This is a genomic window from Serratia sp. CY37869 (genome assembly GCF_052168895.1).
Taxonomy (GTDB): domain Bacteria; phylum Pseudomonadota; class Gammaproteobacteria; order Enterobacterales; family Enterobacteriaceae; genus Serratia; species Serratia ureilytica.
Genome location: NZ_JBJNLU010000007.1, coordinates 27,582 through 47,001, shown reverse-complemented (window position 1 = coordinate 47,001; position 19,420 = coordinate 27,582). Strand labels below are relative to the sequence as shown.

Below are 19,420 nucleotides of genomic sequence, written 5' to 3'. Positions count from 1 at the left end.
CCAGACGCAAAATACGTCATCAACTGTTGCCATTCCATGACTTTACGTAGTTTTACATGCACTGACGCAGGTTTTCAGGTGTGGCGGTACACTGCTCCTCGTTGATTCGCAAAGTGAGAAAGCTTGAGGAGTTGAAATGCGTAAGGTGACCGCATTAGTTATGGCATCACTGCTGGCAATTGGTTCGACCGCTGCCTTCGCTGCCGACACTATACCGGACACAGCCCAACCTCCCGGCAACGACGCGATGACCCGAATACCCGGCCAGCACCATATGTTCGACGGTGTCAGCCTCAGCGAACAGCAGCGCCAGCAAATGCGCGATTTGATGCGCCAGGCCCGGCACGATTTGCCTGGTGTCAATGTAGCTGAAATGGAAGCCATGCATAAACTGGTGACCGCAGAGAAATTTGACGAAGCCGCCGTGTACGCCCAGGCGGAAAAGATGGCCCAACAGCAGGTCAAGCGCCAGGTCGAAATGGCCCGGGTGCGCAACCAAATGTATAACCTGCTGACGCCAGAGCAAAAAAGTGTTTTAGACCAGAAACATCAGCAGCGCATGCAGCAGATGGAGCAACAAATTTCTGGTTTGCAGCAAGCTTCTGCCCAGAAGTGAAGTACGACTGAGTAGTCCCCTGTTTTTCCTTGCCATAGACACCATCCCTGTCTTCCCCGCCATGATGGCGGGGTTTTTTTTATCCGACATTTCGCTATATTGAGCGCCACACCTTTTGGCCGGGGCCCCTTATGGAACAGCGCTATGCACGCCTGGTAAAGTCCGCCGCGTTGGCCGCAACCGCGCTGGCGTCGTCGCTGCTGTTGATTAAAATCGTCGCCTGGTACCACACCGGTTCGGTCAGCCTGTTGGCGGCGCTGGTGGATTCGTTGGTCGATATCGCCGCCTCGCTGACCAACCTTCTGGTGGTGCGCTATTCGCTACAGCCGGCCGATGCCGAGCACACCTTCGGCCACGGCAAAGCGGAATCTCTGGCGGCGCTGGCGCAAAGCATGTTTATTTCCGGCTCCGCCCTGTTTTTGTTCCTCACCGGCTTCCAGCACCTGTATGCGCCGCAAACGCTGCGCGATCCCGGCGTCGGGGTCGTGGTGACGGTGATCGCGTTGGTCAGCACGCTGATTCTGGTCACCTATCAACGCTGGGTGGTCAGAAAAACGCGCAGTCAGGCCGTACGCGCAGATATGCTGCATTATCAGTCAGATGTCATGATGAATGGTGCTATTCTTATCGCTCTTGGGCTAAGCTGGTACGGCTTCCAACGGGCGGATGCGTTGTTCGCGCTGGGCATCGGCGTTTACATCCTCTATAGCGCGTTGCGCATGGGCTATGAAGCGGTGCAGTCGCTGTTGGATCGGGCGTTGCCGGATGACGAGCGCCAGGCGATTATCGCCGTGGTTTCCTCCTGGCCCGGCGTGAAAGGCGCACACGATCTGCGCACGCGTCAGTCGGGGCCGACGCGTTTCATCCAGCTGCATCTGGAGATGGAGGACACGCTGCCGCTGCGCGAGGCGCACCGGTTGGCCGATCAGGTGGAACAAGCCCTGCGGCAACGTTTTGCAGGGGCGGACGTCATCATTCACCTGGATCCGTGCTCCGTGGTGCCGCCGGGTAGGCAGGGGCATTGGGAGCTATAATCATATAGAGGCATAGCGCAACGTATTATCATGAATATCTGAGTTAGCTCAGCGTGCCATGCGGTGTTTTAACCGTTATATTGCGTGACTTGAATCAATTCAGCTGGGTGTTTTTGATATAATATCCAGCAATAAGCCGTAAAGCTGGTTTTCTGCAGCCGGAGAGGTTTCAAGACGATCGGCGGAGACAGAATTCTTAAGAAATTGCATCTACACAGTTCAGAGGTAGTCATGATCAAGAAAATCGGTGTACTGACGAGCGGCGGTGATTCGCCGGGTATGAACGCTGCAATCCGCGGCGTTGTGCGTTCTGCGCTTTCAGAAGGTCTGGAAGTTTTTGGTATTTACGATGGCTACCTTGGCTTGTACGAAGATCGCATGGAGCAGCTGGACCGCTATAGCGTGTCCGACATGATCAATCGCGGCGGCACCTTCCTCGGCTCTGCCCGATTCCCGGAATTCAGGGATGAAAACGTGCGCGCCAAGGCGATTGAAAACCTGAAGAATCGCGGTATCGACGCGCTGGTGGTGATCGGCGGCGACGGTTCCTACATGGGCGCCAAACGCCTGACGGAAGAAGGCTTCCCGTGCATCGGCCTGCCAGGCACCATCGATAACGATGTCGCCGGTACCGACTACACCATCGGTTACTTCACCGCGCTGGAAACCGTGGTGGAAGCGATCGACCGCCTGCGCGATACCTCCTCGTCGCACCAGCGCATCTCTATCGTGGAAGTGATGGGCCGTTACTGCGGCGATCTGACGCTGGCGGCGGCGATTGCCGGCGGCTGCGAATTCATCGTGCTGCCTGAAATCGAATTTAATCGCGAAGATCTGGTGTGCGAAATCAAGGCCGGTATCGCCAAGGGCAAAAAGCACGCCATCGTAGCGATCACCGAGCACATCTGCGACATCGATGAGTTGGCGCGCCACATCGAGCAGGAAACCAAGCGTGAAACCCGCGCTACCGTGCTGGGCCACATTCAACGCGGCGGTTCACCGGTCGCCTATGACCGCATCCTGGCCTCGCGCATGGGCGCCTACGCCATCGAACTGCTGCTGCAGGGTTACGGCGGCCGCTGCGTCGGTATCCAGAACGAAAAGATGGTGCATCACGACATCATCGACGCGATCGAAAACATGAAGCGTCCGTTCAAGGGCGACTGGCTGGAAACGGCGAAAAAGCTGTACTGATTCGCCGCTCACCGCGCGCCGAAAGCCTCCGCTTGCGGGGGCTTTTTTATGCTCGCCGGTGACATATTCCAGAATCATCTAGCCCAAAATTTTTTATTCTTTAATTGCCGGGAAAGTTTCTGGCAGGCTCTGATGCTAAATCAACCGATTGAGGTTGCGTTAATTTTCTGGGAGAGCCTGTCGATGCGTAAATGGGGTGTAGGTCTGACATTGGTGCTGTTGGCGTCCGGCGCCATGGCGAAGGATATTCAGTTGCTGAACGTGTCATACGATCCGACGCGTGAGTTCTATCAGGCTTACAACACGGCATTCAGCAAGCACTACCAGGCGGAAACCGGCGACAAGGTGACGGTGCGTCAGTCGCACGGCGGCTCCGGCAAACAGGCGACCTCGGTGATCAACGGTATCGAGGCCGACGTGGTGACGCTGGCGTTGGCCTATGACGTCGACGCTATCGCCGAACGCGGGCGCATTGAGAAAGACTGGATAAAACGCCTGCCGGACAACTCGGCGCCTTACACGTCGACCATCGTCTTCCTGGTGCGCAAAGGCAACCCGAAACAAATTCATGACTGGCCTGACTTGATCAAGCCGGGCGTGTCGGTGATCACCCCGAATCCGAAAACCTCCGGCGGCGCCCGCTGGAACTACCTCGCCGCCTGGGGCTACGCGTTGCATCACAACAACAACGATAAGGCCAAGGCGCAGGCGTTCGTCAAAGACCTGTACAAGAACGTAGAAGTGCTGGATTCCGGCGCGCGTGGCTCGACTAACACCTTCGTTGAGCGCGGCATCGGCGACGTGCTGATCGCCTGGGAAAACGAAGCGCTGCTGGCGGAGAAAGAACTGGGCAAAGACAAGTTCGAGATAATCACCCCGAGCGAATCGATTCTGGCCGAACCGACGGTGTCGGTGGTGGATAAGGTGGTCGATAAACGCGGCACCCGCGACGTGGCGACCGCCTACCTGAAGTATCTGTATTCGCCGGAAGGGCAGACTATCGCGGCGCAGCACTATTATCGCCCGCGCGATGCGGCGGTGGCGGCCAAGTTCGCCGGCCAGTTCCCGCAGCTGAAGCTGTTCACCGTGGATGACACCTTCGGCGGTTGGACCGAAGCGCAGAAGGTGCATTTCGCCACCGGCGGCGTCTTCGACGAGATAAGCAAACGCTGATCCCGTTTGAGCGGCAATAAAAAACCCCGGCAAGCCGGGGTTTTTTTATGGCAAGCCTAAGACAATCAGGCTTTTTTCGCTGCGGCAGCGGCCTTGACGATCACGGCGAAAGCGTCGGCTTTCAGCGAGGCGCCGCCCACCAGCGCGCCGTCGATGTCCGGCTGGGAGAACAGCTCCGCGGCGTTCTTGTCGTTCACCGAACCGCCGTACTGGATGATGATTTCAGCGGCGACCGCGGCATCGTGTTTGGCGATGTGATCGCGGATAAATTTGTGCACGGCCTGCGCTTGCGCAGGGGTGGCGGATTTGCCGGTACCGATGGCCCAGACCGGCTCATAGGCGATCACGGTGCCTTTCATCGCCGGTGCGCCCAGCGTTTTCAGTACGGCGTCGATCTGGCGCGCACACACTTCTTCGGTTTTGCCCGCTGCGTTTTCCGCTTCGGTTTCACCGATGCACAGCACCGGGATCAGACCGGCTTCTTTCAGCACGGCGAATTTCTCGGCGATCACTTCGTCGCTTTCTTTGTGGTAGGTGCGACGCTCGGAGTGGCCGATGATGATGTACTGAGCGCCGACGTCTTTCAGCATGTTGGCGGAAACTTCACCGGTGAAGGCGCCGGACAGGTTAACGTCCACGTTCTGCGCGCCCAGCGCGATGCGGCTGCCGGCCAGCGCGTGCTTGGCCTGATCCAGATACATCACCGGCGGGGCGATGGCGACGCCACAGCCGTCAACGCTGCTCAGCTCATTGCGCAGACCGGCGATCAGTTCGTTGACCATGTGGGTGCTGCCGTTAAGCTTCCAGTTACCCATAACTAATGGATGACGCATGTTTTTTCCTCCAACTAGGGAACGCGAGAGTCGAAATGACAACTGCCGGACCGGCAGTTTACCTGCCCAACAGTATAGAGATCATTAAGCGCGAAGGCTTTGCTTTTCGTCATTAAATGCCGCGCCGTTACGGCTCGGAAAGCGCCAGCTTAATCGGTTCAACCGCGAAGGTGACCCCTTTATCGCCGTTGTCCGAGACGACATAGCGAATGGCGCCGACCTGCTGTTGGTAAAAACGCGAGCCTTTGCCTTTTTCCAGCAGGCTGTTCACCTTGTTCTGACTCTGTTCCACCGTCAGCGCCGGTTCGAACTGACGCATCAGCGCCGCCATGTAGTTGATGGCGATGGCGCGCGCGGCTTTTTCTTCATTGGCCTGCTGCAGCGGCAGATGTGTGATCTGCAACGTTTTGATTTTACCGGTACCTTTCTCCAGTGCGGTGGAGGCGTACAGGTTTTCGTTGAGTTTACTGGCGGCGCGCGTCAGCAGCGGCGAATCGTCTTCGGCGGCGGGAATGGCGCGGAATTCGCCAATCGGCAGCTTCGGGTTATCGCGGTTGTACTTTTCACGGAATTTAATCACCGTCAGGTCGAACGTCGGCGCGCCGGCCAGCAGGTAAGGCGCGGTCGGTTTCGCTTCGGCGGCGGGCGGTTCGGCCCAGGCGCTGGCGGCGGCCTGCAGCAGGCAGGCGATGGCGAGGGTTTTTCTCAGCATGGCGTATGGCATCAAGGACAAAGATGGCTCCGATTAAAGCGATAACCCGCAGGCCTTGTCAAAGATCCCACGCCATTATCGGTTCGCTGACGAGAAAGCTGTGCGGCGCGCCGCGTTATGCGAGGCGGAAAACTCGGCCCGGCAGCGCCTATGTTACACTGCGGCGCAGAATATGGGCAGGCTTAGAGCGCAGGAATCGATGACGTTACAACAGTGGTGTTTTTCTTTTAAGGGCCGCATCGGGCGGCGCGACTTCTGGATCTGGATGGGGCTGTGGCTGGTGCTGATGGCGGCGGCGTTTACGCTGGCCAACTATCAGCTGATCGCCATCCAATCCATCGCTTTCTTTATCGTGGCGCTGCTGTGGCCGACGGCGGCGGTGCTGGTCAAGCGCCTGCACGATCGCAACAAGGCCGGCTGGTGGGCGCTGCTGCTGATCCTGGCGTGGATGCTGGCGGCGGGGAACTGGCAGATGCTGGCGCCGATCTGGCAATGGGGCGTCGGGCGTTTCATTCCGACGCTGATTATCGTGATGATGATGATCGATTTGGGTGCCTTCGTCGGCACGCCGGGAGACAATCGGTTCGGCCCGGAAGCCGAACCGGTGAAGTTCCGCTGATCCCCGCCGGGTTACCAGTAGTGTTCGCTGGTGATATGGCCCGGCTTGCGGCGCAGGTGCTTGCGCATCTGGCGTTGGTCTTTCAGCGTTTGCTGCGTATCTCGCACCATTTGCGGGTTGCCGCACAGCATCACGTGGCTGGTTTCGGCGTCGATGGTCAAGCCGATCGCCGCTTCCAGTCGGCCGTCCTCGATCAGCGCCGGCACGCGGCCGGTCAGTGAGCCGGGCGTCTCTTCACGGCTGACGACGGTCTGGATGCGCAGCTTGCCGTTGTAGCGTTGCTGCAGTTGCTGCATCAGCGGCAGGTAGCTCAGGTCGCGCGCAAAACGCGCGGCGTGCACCAGCACCAGGTTGTTAAAGCGCTCAAGGCCGGCGCCTTGCTGCAGAATCGATAAATAGGGGCCGATGGCGGTGCCGGTCGCCAGCATCCACAGCGTGTCGCAGTCGGGCACCTCGTCCAGCACGAAGAAGCCGGCGGCTTCTTTGGTCACCATCAGGTCCGATCCCGGCTGCAGCTGATTGAGACGCGGGCTCAGTTTACCTTCCGGCACCGTGACCAGATAGAACTCCAGGTTGGCGTCATCGGGGGCATTGACGTAGGAGTAGGCGCGCTGCACCCGTTCACCGTCGATCTCCAGCGCCAGCTTGGCGAATTGCCCGGCGGTGAAAGGATCGATGGGGGCATTGACCACCAGGCTGAACAGCCCGTCGGTCCATTGTTTTACCTGCGTAACCTTGCCGTTTACCCATTCAGCCATACTCTAAAGCTCCCGTGGTCGAATCAAATAAGCACAATGTCGTGAGCCGGAAATGGCGTGCGCGGTGCGCTCTACCCGGTAGTCGTTGCCGAACAGCCGGTGAAACAGCTGCAGCTCGGAATTGCACAGGCTGCTGCAGTTGGAACCGGCCACGCCGATCGGACAGTGGTTTTCCACCAGCAGCGCACCGTGCGGATGATCGAGCAATTCGGCCATGTAACCGTCGTGTTGCCGCAGGCGAACCAGGCGGGTTAGCCGATCCTGATGGCTGCGCTCGGCGGACAGCTCTTCGGCATAGCGCAGATAAAGCTGCTCTTCGCGCGCGATGAGCAACGGTTCCACGCCGGCGCCGCCAAACAGCTGCAGCGCGGATTCCCGCAGTCGCTCCTGATCGTCGGCCGTGTAGGCGTGCCCCCGCTCGGTCAGCGACCAGTAGCGCGTCGGGCGGCCGACCTTGCTGCGCGCTTCTTCGTAACAAACCAGCTCACGTTTTTCCAGGGATTGCAGATGTTGTCGGATGCCCATCGGCGTGATGTCCAGACGCTCCGCCAGCATTTTGGCGGAGTGCGGGCCGAGAGCCTTTAACTGCAATAAAATCAGCTCAGGTGTTTTCATGAACCAAATCCCTATGGTGTTATTTTATTTCAAGTTGATGAAAATAATTATCGATTAAATGCTAAAGCGCAGCCACTGCAAACGCGCTAATTTTTACCCCCAAAGCGTTAGACGTACAGTTTAATTTACGAGCCTGGTCGGGTTTGCTGCCAGTGTGACCTGGATCAATATTTGTCTGAAACTCGCTAAAAAAATCAGATTTGATTAGCTTATGCCGCCATAGAGGGCTGCTCGCCGTTCTGGCTGCTGCAACGGCCATACCGGGACGCTGTGACGAGTTGAAACGTTAACGAAGATAATGAGAAAACTAGAGAACTTTCACCTGCTGGTGATGCTTATCCTGTTGGTCGCCGTCGGTCAGATGGCGCAAACCATTTATGTTCCCGTTATTGCTGACATCGCTCACGATCTGTCGGTGCGCACCGGCGCCGTGCAGCGGGTGATGGCGGCGTATTTGCTGACCTACGGTTTCTCCCAGCTGATTTACGGGCCGATATCGGATCGTATCGGGCGCCGTCCGGTGATCCTGACCGGCATGATGATCTTCCTGGTGGGGGCGCTGGGCGCGCTGCTGTCCACCAACCTGACGATGCTGGTCGCCGCCAGCGCCATCCAGGGCATGGGCACCGGCGTGGCGGGCGTGATGGCGCGCACCATGCCGCGCGATTTGTATGCCGGCACCGCGCTGCGCTATGCCAACAGCCTGCTGAATATGGGGATTTTGGTCAGCCCGCTGTTGGCGCCGGTGATCGGCGGCGCGTTGGCGATGGTGTTCGGCTGGCGAGCCTGCTATGCCTTCCTGCTGGCGCTGTGCGCCTGCGTCGCCTTCGCGATGTTCCGCTGGCTGCCGGAGACCCGTCCGGTCCAGACGGAAAAACGCCGCATGCTGGCCAGTTTCCGCCAGCTGCTGAGCGACAGCACCTTCAGCTGCTATCTGGTGATGCTGATCGGCGCGCTGGCGGGGATTGCGGTATTTGAAGCCAGCTGCGGCGTGTTGATGGGCGGTGTGTTGGGGCTGAGCGGCCTGACCGTCAGTATCCTGTTCATTCTGCCGATCCCGGCGGCGTTTTTCGGCGCCTGGTACGCCGGGCGCGACGGCAAGACCTTCCACACCCTGATGTGGCATTCGGTGATTAGCTGCCTGCTGGCGGGAGCGATGATGTGGATCCCGGGCTGGTTCGGCGTAATGAACATCTGGACGCTGATCGTGCCGGCTGCATTGTTCTTCTTCGGCGCCGGCATGCTGTTCCCGCTGGCGACCACCGGGGCGATGGAGCCGTTTCCCTATCTGGCCGGCGCGGCGGGCGCGTTGGTGGGCGGCATGCAGAACATGGGCTCCGGTCTGGCGACCTGGCTTTCCGCCATGCTGCCGCAAACCGGGCAGTTCAGCCTCGGCTTGCTGATGTTCGCGATGGCGGTGCTGATCCTGCTGTGCTGGTGGCCGCTGTCCAACCGGATGCAGCATCAGGGACACACCGCATAACGACAGGGCGCCATTCGGCGCCCTCATACCGTTGACAAAGGGAAGAAAAAGCGTGGTTTTTCCCCCTTTGCGGGGATCAGCCGAAAATCAATAAATTGATTTTCCTTGTTTTCTATTCGCTGCTCTCTGCCAACCCGGCAAGGGCATGAGGTTTGTCATCAATCATCAGGGCGCCCTTCGGCGCCCTGTTTCGTTACAGCAGAAACTCGTGCAGCGCCGGGTCCTTGCGATCCAGATAGTGGGTCGAACGGATACGGCGAAGGGTGCGCGACTTGCCGCGGATCAGTAACGTTTCGGTCGTGGCCATGTTGCCCTTGCGGCTGATGCCCTCCAGCAAATCGCCCTTGGTGATGCCGGTGGCGGAGAAGATGACGTTGTCGTTGCGCGCCATCTGGTCCAGGCGCAAGACCTGACCGGCCTCAATGCCCATCTCACGGCAGCGCGCCAGCTCCTGCTCGCCGAGGCGGCGGTTCTCGGGGCTGTCGCCTTTCACTTCATGGCGTGGCAGCAAACGCGCCTGCATGTCGCCGTCCAGCGCGCGGATCACCGCGGCGGAGATCACCCCTTCCGGCGCGCCGCCGATGCCGTACATCACATCGACTTCGCTTTCCGGCATGCAGGTGAGAATGGAGGCCGCCACGTCGCCGTCAGGAATGGCGAACACCCGCACGCCCAACTGCTGCATCTGCGCGATGACGCCGTCGTGGCGCGGTTTGGCCAACACGATGACCGTCAGCTGTGACAAGGGTTTGTCCAGCCGCGCGGCGACGTTTCGCAGGTTCTCCGCCAGCGGCAGATTGAGATCGATGGCGCCGCGCGCCGCCGGGCCGACCACCAGCTTCTCCATATACATGTCCGGCGCGTGCAGGAAGGTGCCGCGATCGCCCACCGCCAAGACCGCCAGCGCGTTGGACTGGCCCATGGCGGTCATGCGGGTGCCCTCGATCGGATCGACCGCGATGTCGACCGCGTCGCCCTGGCCGCTGCCGACCTGCTCGCCGATATACAGCATCGGCGCTTCGTCGATCTCGCCTTCGCCAATCACGATGCGGCCATCGATATCCACCTTGTTGAGCATGATGCGCATGGCGTGGACCGCCGCGCCGTCGGCGGCGTTCTTGTCGCCGCGTCCCAGCCATTTGTAGCCCGCCAGCGCGGCGGCTTCGGTAACGCGGGAAAATTCGATGGCTAATTCACGTTTCATGGCAAACCTGTCTGTGAGAAAGGGAAGAAAATATCGGCAAAGTCTATCACAGCGCGGCGGCGGCGGGGCGGGGCAAAAAAAAGCGCCGCCCGCAGGCAGCGCAATTTGGGGGTAACGGCAAGGCTGGGTTTAATCGTGATCTTCCCACGCCTGCGCGCGAGCCACCGCTTTTTTCCAGCCGCTGTAGCGGTAGTTGCGTTCGGTGGTTTCGATGCTTGGGCGGAATTCACGCTCAATCACCGCTTTGCTCTTCACTTCATCCAGATCGTTCCAGTAGCCGATGGCCAGGCCCGCCAGGAACGCGGCGCCCAACGCCGTCGATTCACGCACTTCAGGGCGCTCTACGCGGGTGCCGAGGATATCGGACTGGAACTGCATCAGGAAGTTGTTGGCGACCGCGCCGCCGTCCACGCGCAGCGATTGCAGGCGGGTGTTGGCGTCGGCCTGCATGGCGTCCAGCACGTCGCGCGTCTGGAAGGCGATGGATTCCAGCGTGGCGCGGATGATGTGGTTACTGTTGGCTCCGCGGGTCAGGCCGAAGATGGCGCCGCGGGCATACGGATCCCAGTAGGGCGCGCCCAGGCCGGTGAAGGCCGGCACCACATAGACGCCGTTGCTGTCTTTCACCTTGGTGGCGAAATATTCGGAGTCGGCGGCGTCGCTGATCAGTTTCAGCTCGTCGCGCAGCCACTGGATAGACGCACCGCCGATGAACACCGCGCCTTCCAGCGCATAGTTCACTTCGCCGCGCGGGCCACAGGCGATGGTGGTCAGCAAACCGTTTTTCGAGCGCACCGCTTCTTTGCCGGTGTTCATCAGCAGGAAGCAGCCGGTGCCGTAGGTGTTCTTCGCCATGCCCGGTTGAACGCACAGCTGGCCGTACAATGCCGCTTGCTGGTCGCCGGCGATACCGGCGATAGGAATACGCGTGCCGCCCTTGCCGCCGATGTTGGTCTGGCCGTATACCTCGGAGGAAGGACGGACTTTCGGCAGCATGGCGCGCGGAATGTCCAGCACTTCCAGCATGCGTTCGTCCCAGTCCAGTTCGTGGATGTTGAACATCATGGTGCGTGAGGCGTTGGTGTAATCGGTGACGTGTACGCGCCCCTGGGTCATCTTCCACACCAGCCAGGTATCGACGGTGCCGAACAGCAGTTCGCCGCGCTTGGCGCGCTCGCGGGCGCCTTCGACGTTGTCCAGGATCCATTTCACCTTGGTGCCGGAGAAGTAGGGGTCAACCACCAGGCCGGTGTTGTGACGGATGTACTCTTCCAGGCCGTCGCGCTTGAGCTTCTCGCAGATGTCGGCGGTGCGGCGGCACTGCCAGACGATGGCGTTGTAGACCGGCTTGCCGGTCTCTTTTTCCCAGACGATGGTGGTTTCGCGCTGGTTGGTGATGCCGATACCGGCGATCTGATCGGAATTGATGTCGGCCTTCGCCAGCACTTCTACCAGCGTCGAGCTTTGCGACGCCCAGATCTCCATCGGGTCATGCTCAACCCAGCCGGCCTTTGGATAGATCTGCGGGAATTCGCGTTGCGATACCGCAACGATGTTGGCGTCGTGATCGAGCACGACGGCGCGTGAGCTGGTGGTCCCTTGGTCGAGTGCGACAATGTATTTTTTTTCTACAGTCATGGTAATTATCCTGCTGTTGTTAACCGTTTAAAACTGCACCCATCACGCTTTACGCTGCTGGGTCTTGGCGTCGGGCTCTTCTTCCGTCACGCAGACGTCGCACGGCAGGTGGCGGCCAATCAGCGCGCGGTAACCGAAAGCGCCCAGGCCACAGCCGACGATAGGGGCGAAGATCGGCACCAGGAAGTACGGGATGTCGCGCGCGCCGGTGAAGGCGACTTTGCCCCAGCCGGCCAGGTAGGCGAACAGTTTCGGCCCGAAGTCACGCGCCGGGTTCAACGCAAAGCCGGTCAATGGTCCCATGGAGGCGCCGATCACGGCAATCAGAATACCGATCAGCAGCGGCGCCAGCGGGCCGCGCGGAATGCCGTTGCCGTCGTCGGTCAGCGCCAGGATCAGGCACATCAGGATCGCAGCGATCACCATTTCTACCAGGAAGGCCTGGCCGACGGAGATGTGCGCGTTAGGGTAAGTCGAGAAGATGCCGGCCAGTTCAAGGCTTTCGTTGCTGCCGCGCACCATATGGTGAGCCGCTTCGAAGTCGAAGAACAGGTTGTAGTACAGCCCGTAGACCAGGGCGGCGGCGCAGAAGGCGCCGGCGATCTGCGCAATGATGTAAGGCACCACTTTGCGCCCGTCGAAGCAGGCGAACAGCCACAGGGCGAGGGTGACCGCCGGGTTGAGATGCGCGCCGGAAATGGCGGCGGTCAGATAGATGGCCATGGCGACGCCGAGGCCCCAAATGATGCTGATTTCCCACTGGCCGAAGCTGGCGCCCGCCAGTTTCAGTGCGGCAACGCAGCCTACGCCAAAGAAGATCAGCAGCGCCGTGCCGAGGAACTCGGCGATGCACTGGCCTTTTAATGTCGGACTGGTGGTTTGGCTCATAATGTTGGTGTCCTGCAAAACGGCGGTTGTTGGTTTATAGGTTCAGCCAGGTATACATCTGACCTATGGGCACAGTTTTTTTCATCTCGTCCAATTATTGAATGAGGACGTGATGTAAATTTATCGTTAACGAACATAAACGAGAAATAGCGAAATCAAAATGTGTGTGGCGCGTCATAAAATTGAGCGATTTCGCGTCGTTCAGTGTTCTTTCTGAGCCATAAAAGTGTGATCTGACCAGTGGTTTGGCGAGTGGCGTTAACAACTCGCGGCGGCGGCGGCGGGGATTTTCAGTTTTTACTGATGGCGAGGGCAGGAAAATTGCAACAGACTGCGCGATGATCCGGTATGTTGCTAGACAGGCGGAGACTGGCTACTTACAATCGTTTTTAACGAATCGAGACTGGCGCGCCTTCCGTAACGGCGCGCGTCACTGAGCGCGATGCAATATTCGCAGTAGCTGCAGCCGACGTTGCGGCCGCTACTTATAGATGTACGCCTTGCTATCATGAGGGGACTGAAGCATGTCATTTGAAGTATTTGAGAAACTGGAAGCAAAAGTACAGCAGGCGATTGATACCATCACCTTGTTGCAGATGGAAATTGAAGAGCTGAAAGACAAAAACAACTCTCTGTCGCAGGAAGTGCAGGCTGCCTCCGGCAACCACGAAGCGCTGGTGCGCGAAAACCAACAGCTGAAAGAAGAACAGCACGTATGGCAAGATCGCCTGCGCGCGCTGCTGGGCAAAATGGAAGAGGTTTGATTCCTTACGCCATGCAGCAACGAAAAGGGCGCCTGAGGCGCCCTTTTTCATGTCCGAAAATCACTCGATGTCGAGCGGGTCTTCGGAGAGGATGATGCCGGTGTTGTCGGCATACAGGTGGTCGCCGGAGAAGAAGGTGACGCCGCCGAAGTTGACGCGGATATCGCTTTCGCCCACGCCTTCGCTTACGGCACCCGCCGGGATCGCCGCCATCGCCTGAATGCCGATGTCGAGCTCTTCCAGATCGTCCACCTGGCGCACCGCGCCGTACACCACGATGCCTTCCCATTCGTTCTGGGCGGCCAGGCGCGCCAGTTCGGCGTTGATCAGCGCCCGGCGTACCGAACCGCCGCCGTCGACCAACAGCACGCGGCCGCGACCGTTTTCTTCAAGCAGATCGAATAACAGGCCGTTATCCTCAAAGCATTTCACCGTGGTGATCTGCCCGCCAAATGAAGTACGCCCGCCAAAATTGGAGAACAGAGGTTCAACAACGTTCACCTCTTCATGATAGATGTCGCAAAGTTCGGAAGTATCGTATTTCATAGGATTTTACGTCTGTTTGCCGCAGGAATGTTCAGTATATCCCTTTATTCGCCCTGTTGGCAAAATCATCAGTTTTTAACTGAGCGCCACGCCGATGGCGAACAGCAGGTTGGCCAGCAACGCCGCCTTGACCATATGCTCCAGCATCGGCCGCATGCCGACCGGCGTCGGATCGCGCAGCACGCGCAGGCCGTGGCGCACCAGCAGCGGGATCGCCAGCACGAACAGCCAACCCCACAGGCTGTGGAGGTTGAACAGCGTAAACAGCGCGAAACACAGCACCGCGCCGCCGAGCAGCAGGGCGTGGTAAATGCGCGCCTTGTGCGGGCCGAGACGCACCGCCAGCGTATTCTTGCCGTTTTCGCGATCGCTTTCGATATCGCGCAGATTGTTGATGTTGAGTACCGCCGTCGCCAGCAGGCCGCAGGCGGTGGCCGGTAGCATCACGACGCTGTCGAAGGTGTGCGTCTGCAAATAGTAGGTGCCGGCCACGCTCAGCCAGCCGAAGAACACCAGCACCGAGATGTCGCCCAGCCCCAAATACCCGTAGGGTTTGTTGCCGACGGTGTAGGTGATGGCCGCCACGATAGACAGCCCGCCCAGCACCAGGAAGCCCACCACGTCGCTGGGTTGCTCGCAGGCGACGGCGATCAGCGAACAGCCGGCGATGGCGATCAGCACTACCGTCACCACCAGCGCCCGTTTCATCTGCGCCTGGGTGATCATGCCCTTTTGCATGCCGCGCAACGGCCCGATGCGATCTTCTTTGTCGCTGCCTTTGACCGCATCGCCGTAGTCATTCGCCAGGTTGGAGAGGATCTGCAGCAGACCGGCGGTCACCAGCGCCAGCAGCGCCACTTCAGGTTTCAGGCTGCCGTGCCAGGCGGCGATCGCCGAGCCGACCACGATGGAGGCAAAGGCCAACGGCAGGGTGCGGGGGCGTAGACTTTCGAGCCAGGCGGAAATCGGGGTGGTGGAGGTTGATGAGCTCATGTTTCGCTTCTGTCAGTAAGTTGCGGTGTCCGTTAGAAATAATTGTGGGAGGCAATGCCTCCCACACAGATGACTGACAAGACAATGATTGAGCGATTATAGGATAAAACGACTCAAATCTTCATCCGCCACCAGTTCATCCAGATGACTGCGCACGTAATCCGCATCAATTGTAATGGATTGGCCATTAATTTCACTCGCATCGTAGGAAATATCTTCCATCAGACGCTCCAGCACGGTGTGCAGACGACGCGCGCCGATGTTCTCGGTGCTTTCGTTGACCTGCCACGCGGCTTCGGCGATGCGGCGGATGCCGTCGGCGGTGAACTCGATATTGACGCCTTCGGTGCCCATCAGCGCTTTGTACTGTTCGGTCAGCGACGCGCTCGGCTCGGTCAGGATGCGCTCGAAGTCTTCGGTGGTCAGCGCCTGCAGCTCAACGCGGATCGGCAGACGGCCCTGCAGTTCCGGGATCAGATCCGACGGATTGGCGGTCTGGAACGCGCCGGAAGCGATGAACAGAATGTGGTCGGTCTTCACCATGCCGTGCTTGGTGGACACGGTGCACCCTTCCACCAGCGGCAGCAGATCGCGCTGCACGCCTTCGCGGGAAACGTCCGGGCCGGAGCTTTGGCCGCCGCGCTTACAGATTTTGTCGATCTCATCGATAAACACGATGCCGTGCTGCTCAACCGCTTCGATCGCCTGCTCTTTCAGCTCTTCCGGGTTCACCAGCTTGGCGGCTTCTTCTTCCACCAGCAGCTTGAAGGCTTCTTTGATCTTCAGCTTGCGCGGTTTTTGCTTTTGGCCGCCGAGGTTCTGGAACATCGACTGCAGCTGGTTGGTCATCTCTTCCATGCCCGGAGGCGCCATGATTTCCACGCCCATCGGCGCGGCGGCCAGATCGATTTCGATCTCTTTGTCATCCAGCTGGCCTTCGCGCAGTTTCTTGCGGAATGCCTGGCGGGCGGCGGACGGTTCCTGGCCTTCTTCCGGCTGGCCCCAGTTGTTTTTGGCCGGCGGGATCAGCACGTCGAGAATGCGCTCTTCGGCCAACTCTTCGGCACGGGTGCGATTTTTCTCGATCGACTGCATGCGCACCATTTTGATGGCGGCATCGGTCAGATCGCGAATGATGGAGTCCACTTCTTTGCCCACATAGCCCACTTCGGTGAACTTGGTGGCTTCAACCTTGATGAACGGCGCGTTGGCCAGCTTCGCCAGACGGCGGGCGATTTCGGTTTTACCGACGCCGGTCGGGCCGATCATCAGAATGTTTTTCGGGGTCACTTCGTGACGCAGCATCTCGTTGAGCTGCATCCGGCGCCAGCGGTTGCGCAGGGCAATGGCGACAGCGCGTTTGGCCTTGTTTTGGCCAATGATATAGCTGTCCAGTTCACTGACGATCTCGCGCGGGGTCATTTCAGACATGGTATTCGATCCTTACGCTTTGGAAGGCAATTCTTCAATGGTGTGGAAATGGTTGGTGTAAATACAGATGTCGCCGGCGATGTTGAGGGATTTCTCAACGATGTCGCGGGCGCTCAGCTCGGTATTTTCCAACATGGCGCGGGCGGCGGCCTGGGCGTACGGGCCGCCGGAGCCGATGGCGATCAGATCGTTTTCCGGCTGCACCACATCGCCGTTGCCGGTGATGATCAGCGAGGCGGTTTCATCGGCGACCGCCAGCAGCGCTTCGAGCTTGCGCAGCATGCGGTCGGTGCGCCAGTCTTTCGCCAGCTCGACGGCGGCTTTCACCAGGTGGCCCTGATGCATTTCCAGTTTGCGTTCAAACAGTTCAAACAGCGTGAAGGCGTCAGCGGTGCCACCGGCGAAACCGGCGATCACTTTGTCGTTATACAGGCGACGCACTTTCTTGACGTTACCCTTCATCACCGTATTACCCAGGGTTGCCTGGCCATCACCACCGATGACGACCTGGCCGTTGCGGCGTACGCTTACAATTGTTGTCACGAGCAGACCCTCGTTAAAGACGGAAAGAAGTCCCCGCAGCGCCTGCTTTCGCAGACGCTACGAGGCATATTGAGAGTATAGATGGGGGGGGATTGACGCTTTTCAACCCCCAACGGAGAGGGGAATGCAACTCGACATGCCGACGCCCTTCAGGCGCGAAAGGGTTTTGTCCGCTGCGGCGCGGCTGCTGTAGGGGCCGAGCACCACGCGATTCCAACCGCCACCGGCGGTGATGCGGCTCTCGATGCCCTCGAACGCCAGGCGCGCACGCACGGATTCAGCCTGATCGGTGGCGCGGAACGAACCGCATTGCACCATCCACTTCTGTTTCGATTCCGGTTTGGTGTCCTGCTTGGCCGTTTCCTGTTTCACTTCCGGTTTGGGCTCCGGCTTCGGTTGCGGCTTCGGCTCAGGCTGTTTCACCTGCGCCGGCGGCGGGGTGACTTGCTTCGGCTGCTGGTGCTGCTGCACCGGCGCGGTGGTGGCCCCGTTGTTGAACGGGTTGCGCGGCGCCTGAGTGACCTGCTGCTGTTGCTGTACCGGCTGCTGCTGCATTTGCGGTTGTTGCATCTGCTGCTGGCGGTTGCCGCGCGCGTTGGCCTGGCCCGGATCGTTATACGGCACTTCATTCAGCTGCGTCGGGCGCTGTTGCATGTCGGCCTGCATCTGCTCCAGCAGTTGCCGTTGTTCGGCGGTCAGCTGAGTTTTGGAATTGAGCTCGCCGCCGGCCGTCGGTTCGGTCGGGGTTTGCACGCCGATCTGTCGGTTTTCCAGCTCTTTGATATAGCGCCAGCGCTCTTCCGGCTTCGGCGGCAGGCCGTTGCCTGGGCGAGTGGTGTGCGCAGGCAACAACGGCGCGTCTTCCGGCTTGTTGTGCGTAATGAAATAGAGGCCACCGACAAAGACAACCAGCAACGCGACGGCTAACGCCAGCACGGTTTTGGAAACCTTCGGAGAACTGCGTTTTTTACGGCTGGGGGTTTTGCGCTTAGCTCCTGCTGCGCGCCCACGGCTTACATAGTCTTTTTGTGCCACTATTATTCCGCTGTGTCCTGATGAGAGGATAAGTCCGTCATGTTACTGAACCCTAAAATATTTGACTAGCGTTTCGGAGCAGCGGTGCTGCCTCTGATAATCAATTCACTGTCCAAGAGTCGGGAGCCGCTGGCCACCGTCTGGCCGTTCAACTGCTCCAACAGCAACAACATCGCCTGCTGGCCGATCTGGAAGCGCGGCTGCGCCACCGTGGTCAGCGGCGGATCGCAATACTGCGCCAGCTTGAGGTCGTCAAAGCCGACGATCGACAGATCCTGCGGTACCCGCAGCCCCATTTTCTTCGCCTGGGACAGCACGCCGATCGCCATGACGTCGCTGTGGCAGAACACCGCCGTCGGCGGTTTCGGCTGAGCCATCAACTGGGTCAGCGCTTGCGCGCCGGCTTCGTAGGTAAAATCACCCCGGGTAATATAGCTGCTTTCGACGGTAATGCCATTACGGCGTAGCGCTTGAACATAACCTTGCAGCCGATAATGGCTCAGCGGCATCTGTTCCGGCCCGGCGACGCAGGCGATCTGCCGGTGGCCCAATTGATGCAAATAATGCACGGCTTCAAAGGCGGCGGTCAGGTTGTCGATATGCACCGTCGGCAGTTCCAGCTCGGGCGCGAACTCATTGGCCATCACCATCGGCGGCAGGTTGCGCTGCTCTTCCTTGCTGGCGTCGAACGGTAGATTAGAGCCCAGCAGCAGCATGCCGTCGATCTGTTTGGTGATGATCAGATTGACGAAGGTGCGTTCTTGCTGGTTCTGCTGCGCGCAGTCGCCGATCAGCACCAGATAGCCTTGTTGGGCGGCGGTCTGTTCGATCCCCTGGATCACATCCGCGAAAAACGGATCGCAGATGTCGGGCACGATCACCAGGATGGTGCGAGATTCGTTGCGTTTGATATTGCGTGACAGAGCATGAGGAGAATAACCCACGGCCAGCACGGCCTGTTCCACTTTCTGACGCGTTGGCGTTGACACCTTTTCCGGATTCATCAGCGCACGCGATACGGTAGCCGTTGAAACGCCCGCCATTTCGGCGACGTCTTTCATGGTCGCCATGGATAACTCTTTCTTGTGTTCCAACGCCTTTCTCCTTGCGTCAGCCCCATGCCGACGCCACTACTGCTGTTTGCTCACAATGTCCGGCATGCGGTGGCGGGATTGTTGTCATTGAGCGCCACTCGCGTTCGAGCACTCCGTCGCGCTGCGATGTGGCGACAAAATTTGCCCTCGCAGACATTCTAAACAGAATACGCCCCGCCTTTGTTACCTAATTTGCATAAAAAATGTGACCTGAGAAGGTTTTTTAGCGTTCACTCGCAATTTAAAG

General features: G+C 59.2%; 20 protein-coding genes. 7 read left to right on the top strand and 13 right to left on the bottom strand.

Annotated features, from left to right (window positions below):
• The first annotated feature begins 136 nt into the window (after positions 1-136).
• From cpxP to ACJ8J1_RS23880, 4 genes are all read left to right on the top strand, one after another.
• The gene (gene cpxP / locus ACJ8J1_RS23895) at positions 137-616 is read left to right on the top strand and encodes a cell-envelope stress modulator CpxP (RefSeq protein WP_004931122.1); all 480 of its coding nucleotides are present in this window, start codon (positions 137-139) and stop codon (positions 614-616) included.
• Positions 617-747: 131 nt separating this feature from the next.
• Positions 748-1,650: a CDF family cation-efflux transporter FieF gene (fieF, locus tag ACJ8J1_RS23890; protein WP_033631333.1), complete on the top strand. Its 903-nt coding sequence runs from the start codon at positions 748-750 to the stop codon at positions 1,648-1,650.
• A gap of 231 nt (positions 1,651-1,881) precedes the next feature.
• Positions 1,882-2,844, top strand: a complete 963-nt coding sequence (pfkA, locus tag ACJ8J1_RS23885) for a 6-phosphofructokinase (RefSeq protein ID WP_004931116.1) — start codon at positions 1,882-1,884, stop codon at positions 2,842-2,844.
• 183 nt (positions 2,845-3,027) lie between these two features.
• Positions 3,028-4,017, top strand: a complete 990-nt coding sequence (locus tag ACJ8J1_RS23880) for a sulfate ABC transporter substrate-binding protein (RefSeq protein ID WP_033645235.1) — start codon at positions 3,028-3,030, stop codon at positions 4,015-4,017.
• Positions 4,018-4,082: 65 nt separating this feature from the next.
• Here the strand turns inward: ACJ8J1_RS23880 and tpiA are convergent, their stop codons facing one another.
• Positions 4,083-4,850: a triose-phosphate isomerase gene (tpiA, locus tag ACJ8J1_RS23875; RefSeq protein ID WP_004931113.1), complete on the bottom strand. Its 768-nt coding sequence runs from the start codon at positions 4,848-4,850 to the stop codon at positions 4,083-4,085.
• A gap of 127 nt (positions 4,851-4,977) precedes the next feature.
• Positions 4,978-5,562 (bottom strand): DUF1454 family protein, encoded by a 585-nt coding sequence (locus ACJ8J1_RS23870; protein ID WP_033645207.1) that lies wholly within the window; start codon positions 5,560-5,562, stop codon positions 4,978-4,980.
• A gap of 199 nt (positions 5,563-5,761) precedes the next feature.
• On the opposite strand from ACJ8J1_RS23870, the gene ACJ8J1_RS23865 reads away from it, so the two are divergent.
• On the top strand, positions 5,762-6,181 hold the full coding sequence (locus ACJ8J1_RS23865) for a DUF805 domain-containing protein (RefSeq protein WP_016929710.1): 420 nt from the start codon (positions 5,762-5,764) through the stop codon (positions 6,179-6,181).
• Positions 6,182-6,192: 11 nt separating this feature from the next.
• Here ACJ8J1_RS23865 and fpr read toward each other — a convergent pair whose 3' ends face one another.
• Together fpr and ACJ8J1_RS23855 are read right to left on the bottom strand one after the other, a co-directional pair.
• Entirely contained in the window at positions 6,193-6,939 is a 747-nt protein-coding gene (fpr, locus tag ACJ8J1_RS23860; RefSeq protein ID WP_033645208.1) for a ferredoxin--NADP(+) reductase, read from the bottom strand.
• A 3-nt stretch (positions 6,940-6,942) separates the two neighbouring features.
• Positions 6,943-7,554, bottom strand: coding sequence for a helix-turn-helix transcriptional regulator (locus ACJ8J1_RS23855; RefSeq protein ID WP_033631328.1), 612 nt, complete (start codon positions 7,552-7,554; stop codon positions 6,943-6,945).
• Between the two features lie 298 nt (positions 7,555-7,852).
• Here ACJ8J1_RS23855 and emrD point away from each other — a divergent pair, with 298 nt between their 5' ends.
• The gene (gene emrD, locus ACJ8J1_RS23850) at positions 7,853-9,037 is read left to right on the top strand and encodes a multidrug efflux MFS transporter EmrD (protein WP_033645209.1); all 1,185 of its coding nucleotides are present in this window, start codon (positions 7,853-7,855) and stop codon (positions 9,035-9,037) included.
• Positions 9,038-9,230: 193 nt separating this feature from the next.
• On the opposite strand, the gene glpX is transcribed toward emrD, so the two are convergent.
• The 3 genes from glpX to ACJ8J1_RS23835 form a co-directional block, all read right to left on the bottom strand.
• Positions 9,231-10,241 carry a class II fructose-bisphosphatase gene (gene glpX / locus ACJ8J1_RS23845; RefSeq protein ID WP_033645210.1) on the bottom strand — a complete coding sequence of 337 codons (1,011 nt, stop codon included), beginning with the start codon at positions 10,239-10,241 and terminating at the stop codon, positions 9,231-9,233.
• A 129-nt stretch (positions 10,242-10,370) separates the two neighbouring features.
• Entirely contained in the window at positions 10,371-11,879 is a 1,509-nt protein-coding gene (gene glpK / locus ACJ8J1_RS23840; protein ID WP_025304664.1) for a glycerol kinase GlpK, read from the bottom strand.
• Positions 11,880-11,921: 42 nt separating this feature from the next.
• Positions 11,922-12,767: an MIP/aquaporin family protein gene (locus ACJ8J1_RS23835; RefSeq protein WP_004931095.1), complete on the bottom strand. Its 846-nt coding sequence runs from the start codon at positions 12,765-12,767 to the stop codon at positions 11,922-11,924.
• Positions 12,768-13,291: 524 nt separating this feature from the next.
• Between ACJ8J1_RS23835 and zapB the strand changes: the two genes are divergently transcribed.
• Positions 13,292-13,531, top strand: a complete 240-nt coding sequence (gene zapB, locus ACJ8J1_RS23830) for a septal ring assembly protein ZapB (RefSeq protein ID WP_004931092.1) — start codon at positions 13,292-13,294, stop codon at positions 13,529-13,531.
• Positions 13,532-13,591: 60 nt separating this feature from the next.
• Here the strand turns inward: zapB and rraA are convergent, their stop codons facing one another.
• The 6 genes from rraA to cytR form a co-directional block, all read right to left on the bottom strand.
• Entirely contained in the window at positions 13,592-14,077 is a 486-nt protein-coding gene (gene rraA / locus ACJ8J1_RS23825) for a ribonuclease E activity regulator RraA (RefSeq protein ID WP_004931090.1), read from the bottom strand.
• A 75-nt stretch (positions 14,078-14,152) separates the two neighbouring features.
• Positions 14,153-15,070 (bottom strand): 1,4-dihydroxy-2-naphthoate polyprenyltransferase, encoded by a 918-nt coding sequence (locus ACJ8J1_RS23820; protein WP_033645211.1) that lies wholly within the window; start codon positions 15,068-15,070, stop codon positions 14,153-14,155.
• Between the two features lie 96 nt (positions 15,071-15,166).
• A complete protein-coding gene (hslU, locus tag ACJ8J1_RS23815; RefSeq protein ID WP_033645212.1) occupies positions 15,167-16,501 on the bottom strand; it encodes an HslU--HslV peptidase ATPase subunit in 1,335 nt (444 codons plus the stop codon).
• A 12-nt stretch (positions 16,502-16,513) separates the two neighbouring features.
• Positions 16,514-17,044 carry an ATP-dependent protease subunit HslV gene (hslV, locus tag ACJ8J1_RS23810; protein WP_004931085.1) on the bottom strand — a complete coding sequence of 177 codons (531 nt, stop codon included), beginning with the start codon at positions 17,042-17,044 and terminating at the stop codon, positions 16,514-16,516.
• Positions 17,045-17,146: 102 nt separating this feature from the next.
• On the bottom strand, positions 17,147-18,079 hold the full coding sequence (gene ftsN / locus ACJ8J1_RS23805) for a cell division protein FtsN (RefSeq protein ID WP_033645213.1): 933 nt from the start codon (positions 18,077-18,079) through the stop codon (positions 17,147-17,149).
• 65 nt (positions 18,080-18,144) lie between these two features.
• Positions 18,145-19,173: a DNA-binding transcriptional regulator CytR gene (gene cytR / locus ACJ8J1_RS23800; protein ID WP_025304661.1), complete on the bottom strand. Its 1,029-nt coding sequence runs from the start codon at positions 19,171-19,173 to the stop codon at positions 18,145-18,147.
• Between the last annotated feature and the right edge of the window lie 247 nt (positions 19,174-19,420).

Bases quoted from the DNA above. Each gene is read 5' to 3' on its own strand.
- cpxP (WP_004931122.1), top strand. From the start codon at position 137: ATGCGTAAGGTGACCGCATTAGTTATGGCATCACTGCTGGCAATTGGT.
- fieF (WP_033631333.1), top strand. From the start codon at position 748: ATGGAACAGCGCTATGCACGCCTGGTAAAGTCCGCCGCGTTGGCCGCA.
- pfkA (WP_004931116.1), top strand. From the start codon at position 1,882: ATGATCAAGAAAATCGGTGTACTGACGAGCGGCGGTGATTCGCCGGGT.
- ACJ8J1_RS23880 (WP_033645235.1), top strand. From the start codon at position 3,028: ATGCGTAAATGGGGTGTAGGTCTGACATTGGTGCTGTTGGCGTCCGGC.
- tpiA (WP_004931113.1), bottom strand. From the start codon at position 4,850: ATGCGTCATCCATTAGTTATGGGTAACTGGAAGCTTAACGGCAGCACC.
- ACJ8J1_RS23870 (WP_033645207.1), bottom strand. From the start codon at position 5,562: ATGCTGAGAAAAACCCTCGCCATCGCCTGCCTGCTGCAGGCCGCCGCC.
- ACJ8J1_RS23865 (WP_016929710.1), top strand. From the start codon at position 5,762: ATGACGTTACAACAGTGGTGTTTTTCTTTTAAGGGCCGCATCGGGCGG.
- fpr (WP_033645208.1), bottom strand. From the start codon at position 6,939: ATGGCTGAATGGGTAAACGGCAAGGTTACGCAGGTAAAACAATGGACC.
- ACJ8J1_RS23855 (WP_033631328.1), bottom strand. From the start codon at position 7,554: ATGAAAACACCTGAGCTGATTTTATTGCAGTTAAAGGCTCTCGGCCCG.
- emrD (WP_033645209.1), top strand. From the start codon at position 7,853: ATGAGAAAACTAGAGAACTTTCACCTGCTGGTGATGCTTATCCTGTTG.
- glpX (WP_033645210.1), bottom strand. From the start codon at position 10,241: ATGAAACGTGAATTAGCCATCGAATTTTCCCGCGTTACCGAAGCCGCC.
- glpK (WP_025304664.1), bottom strand. From the start codon at position 11,879: ATGACTGTAGAAAAAAAATACATTGTCGCACTCGACCAAGGGACCACC.
- ACJ8J1_RS23835 (WP_004931095.1), bottom strand. From the start codon at position 12,767: ATGAGCCAAACCACCAGTCCGACATTAAAAGGCCAGTGCATCGCCGAG.
- zapB (WP_004931092.1), top strand. From the start codon at position 13,292: ATGTCATTTGAAGTATTTGAGAAACTGGAAGCAAAAGTACAGCAGGCG.
- rraA (WP_004931090.1), bottom strand. From the start codon at position 14,077: ATGAAATACGATACTTCCGAACTTTGCGACATCTATCATGAAGAGGTG.
- ACJ8J1_RS23820 (WP_033645211.1), bottom strand. From the start codon at position 15,070: ATGAGCTCATCAACCTCCACCACCCCGATTTCCGCCTGGCTCGAAAGT.
- hslU (WP_033645212.1), bottom strand. From the start codon at position 16,501: ATGTCTGAAATGACCCCGCGCGAGATCGTCAGTGAACTGGACAGCTAT.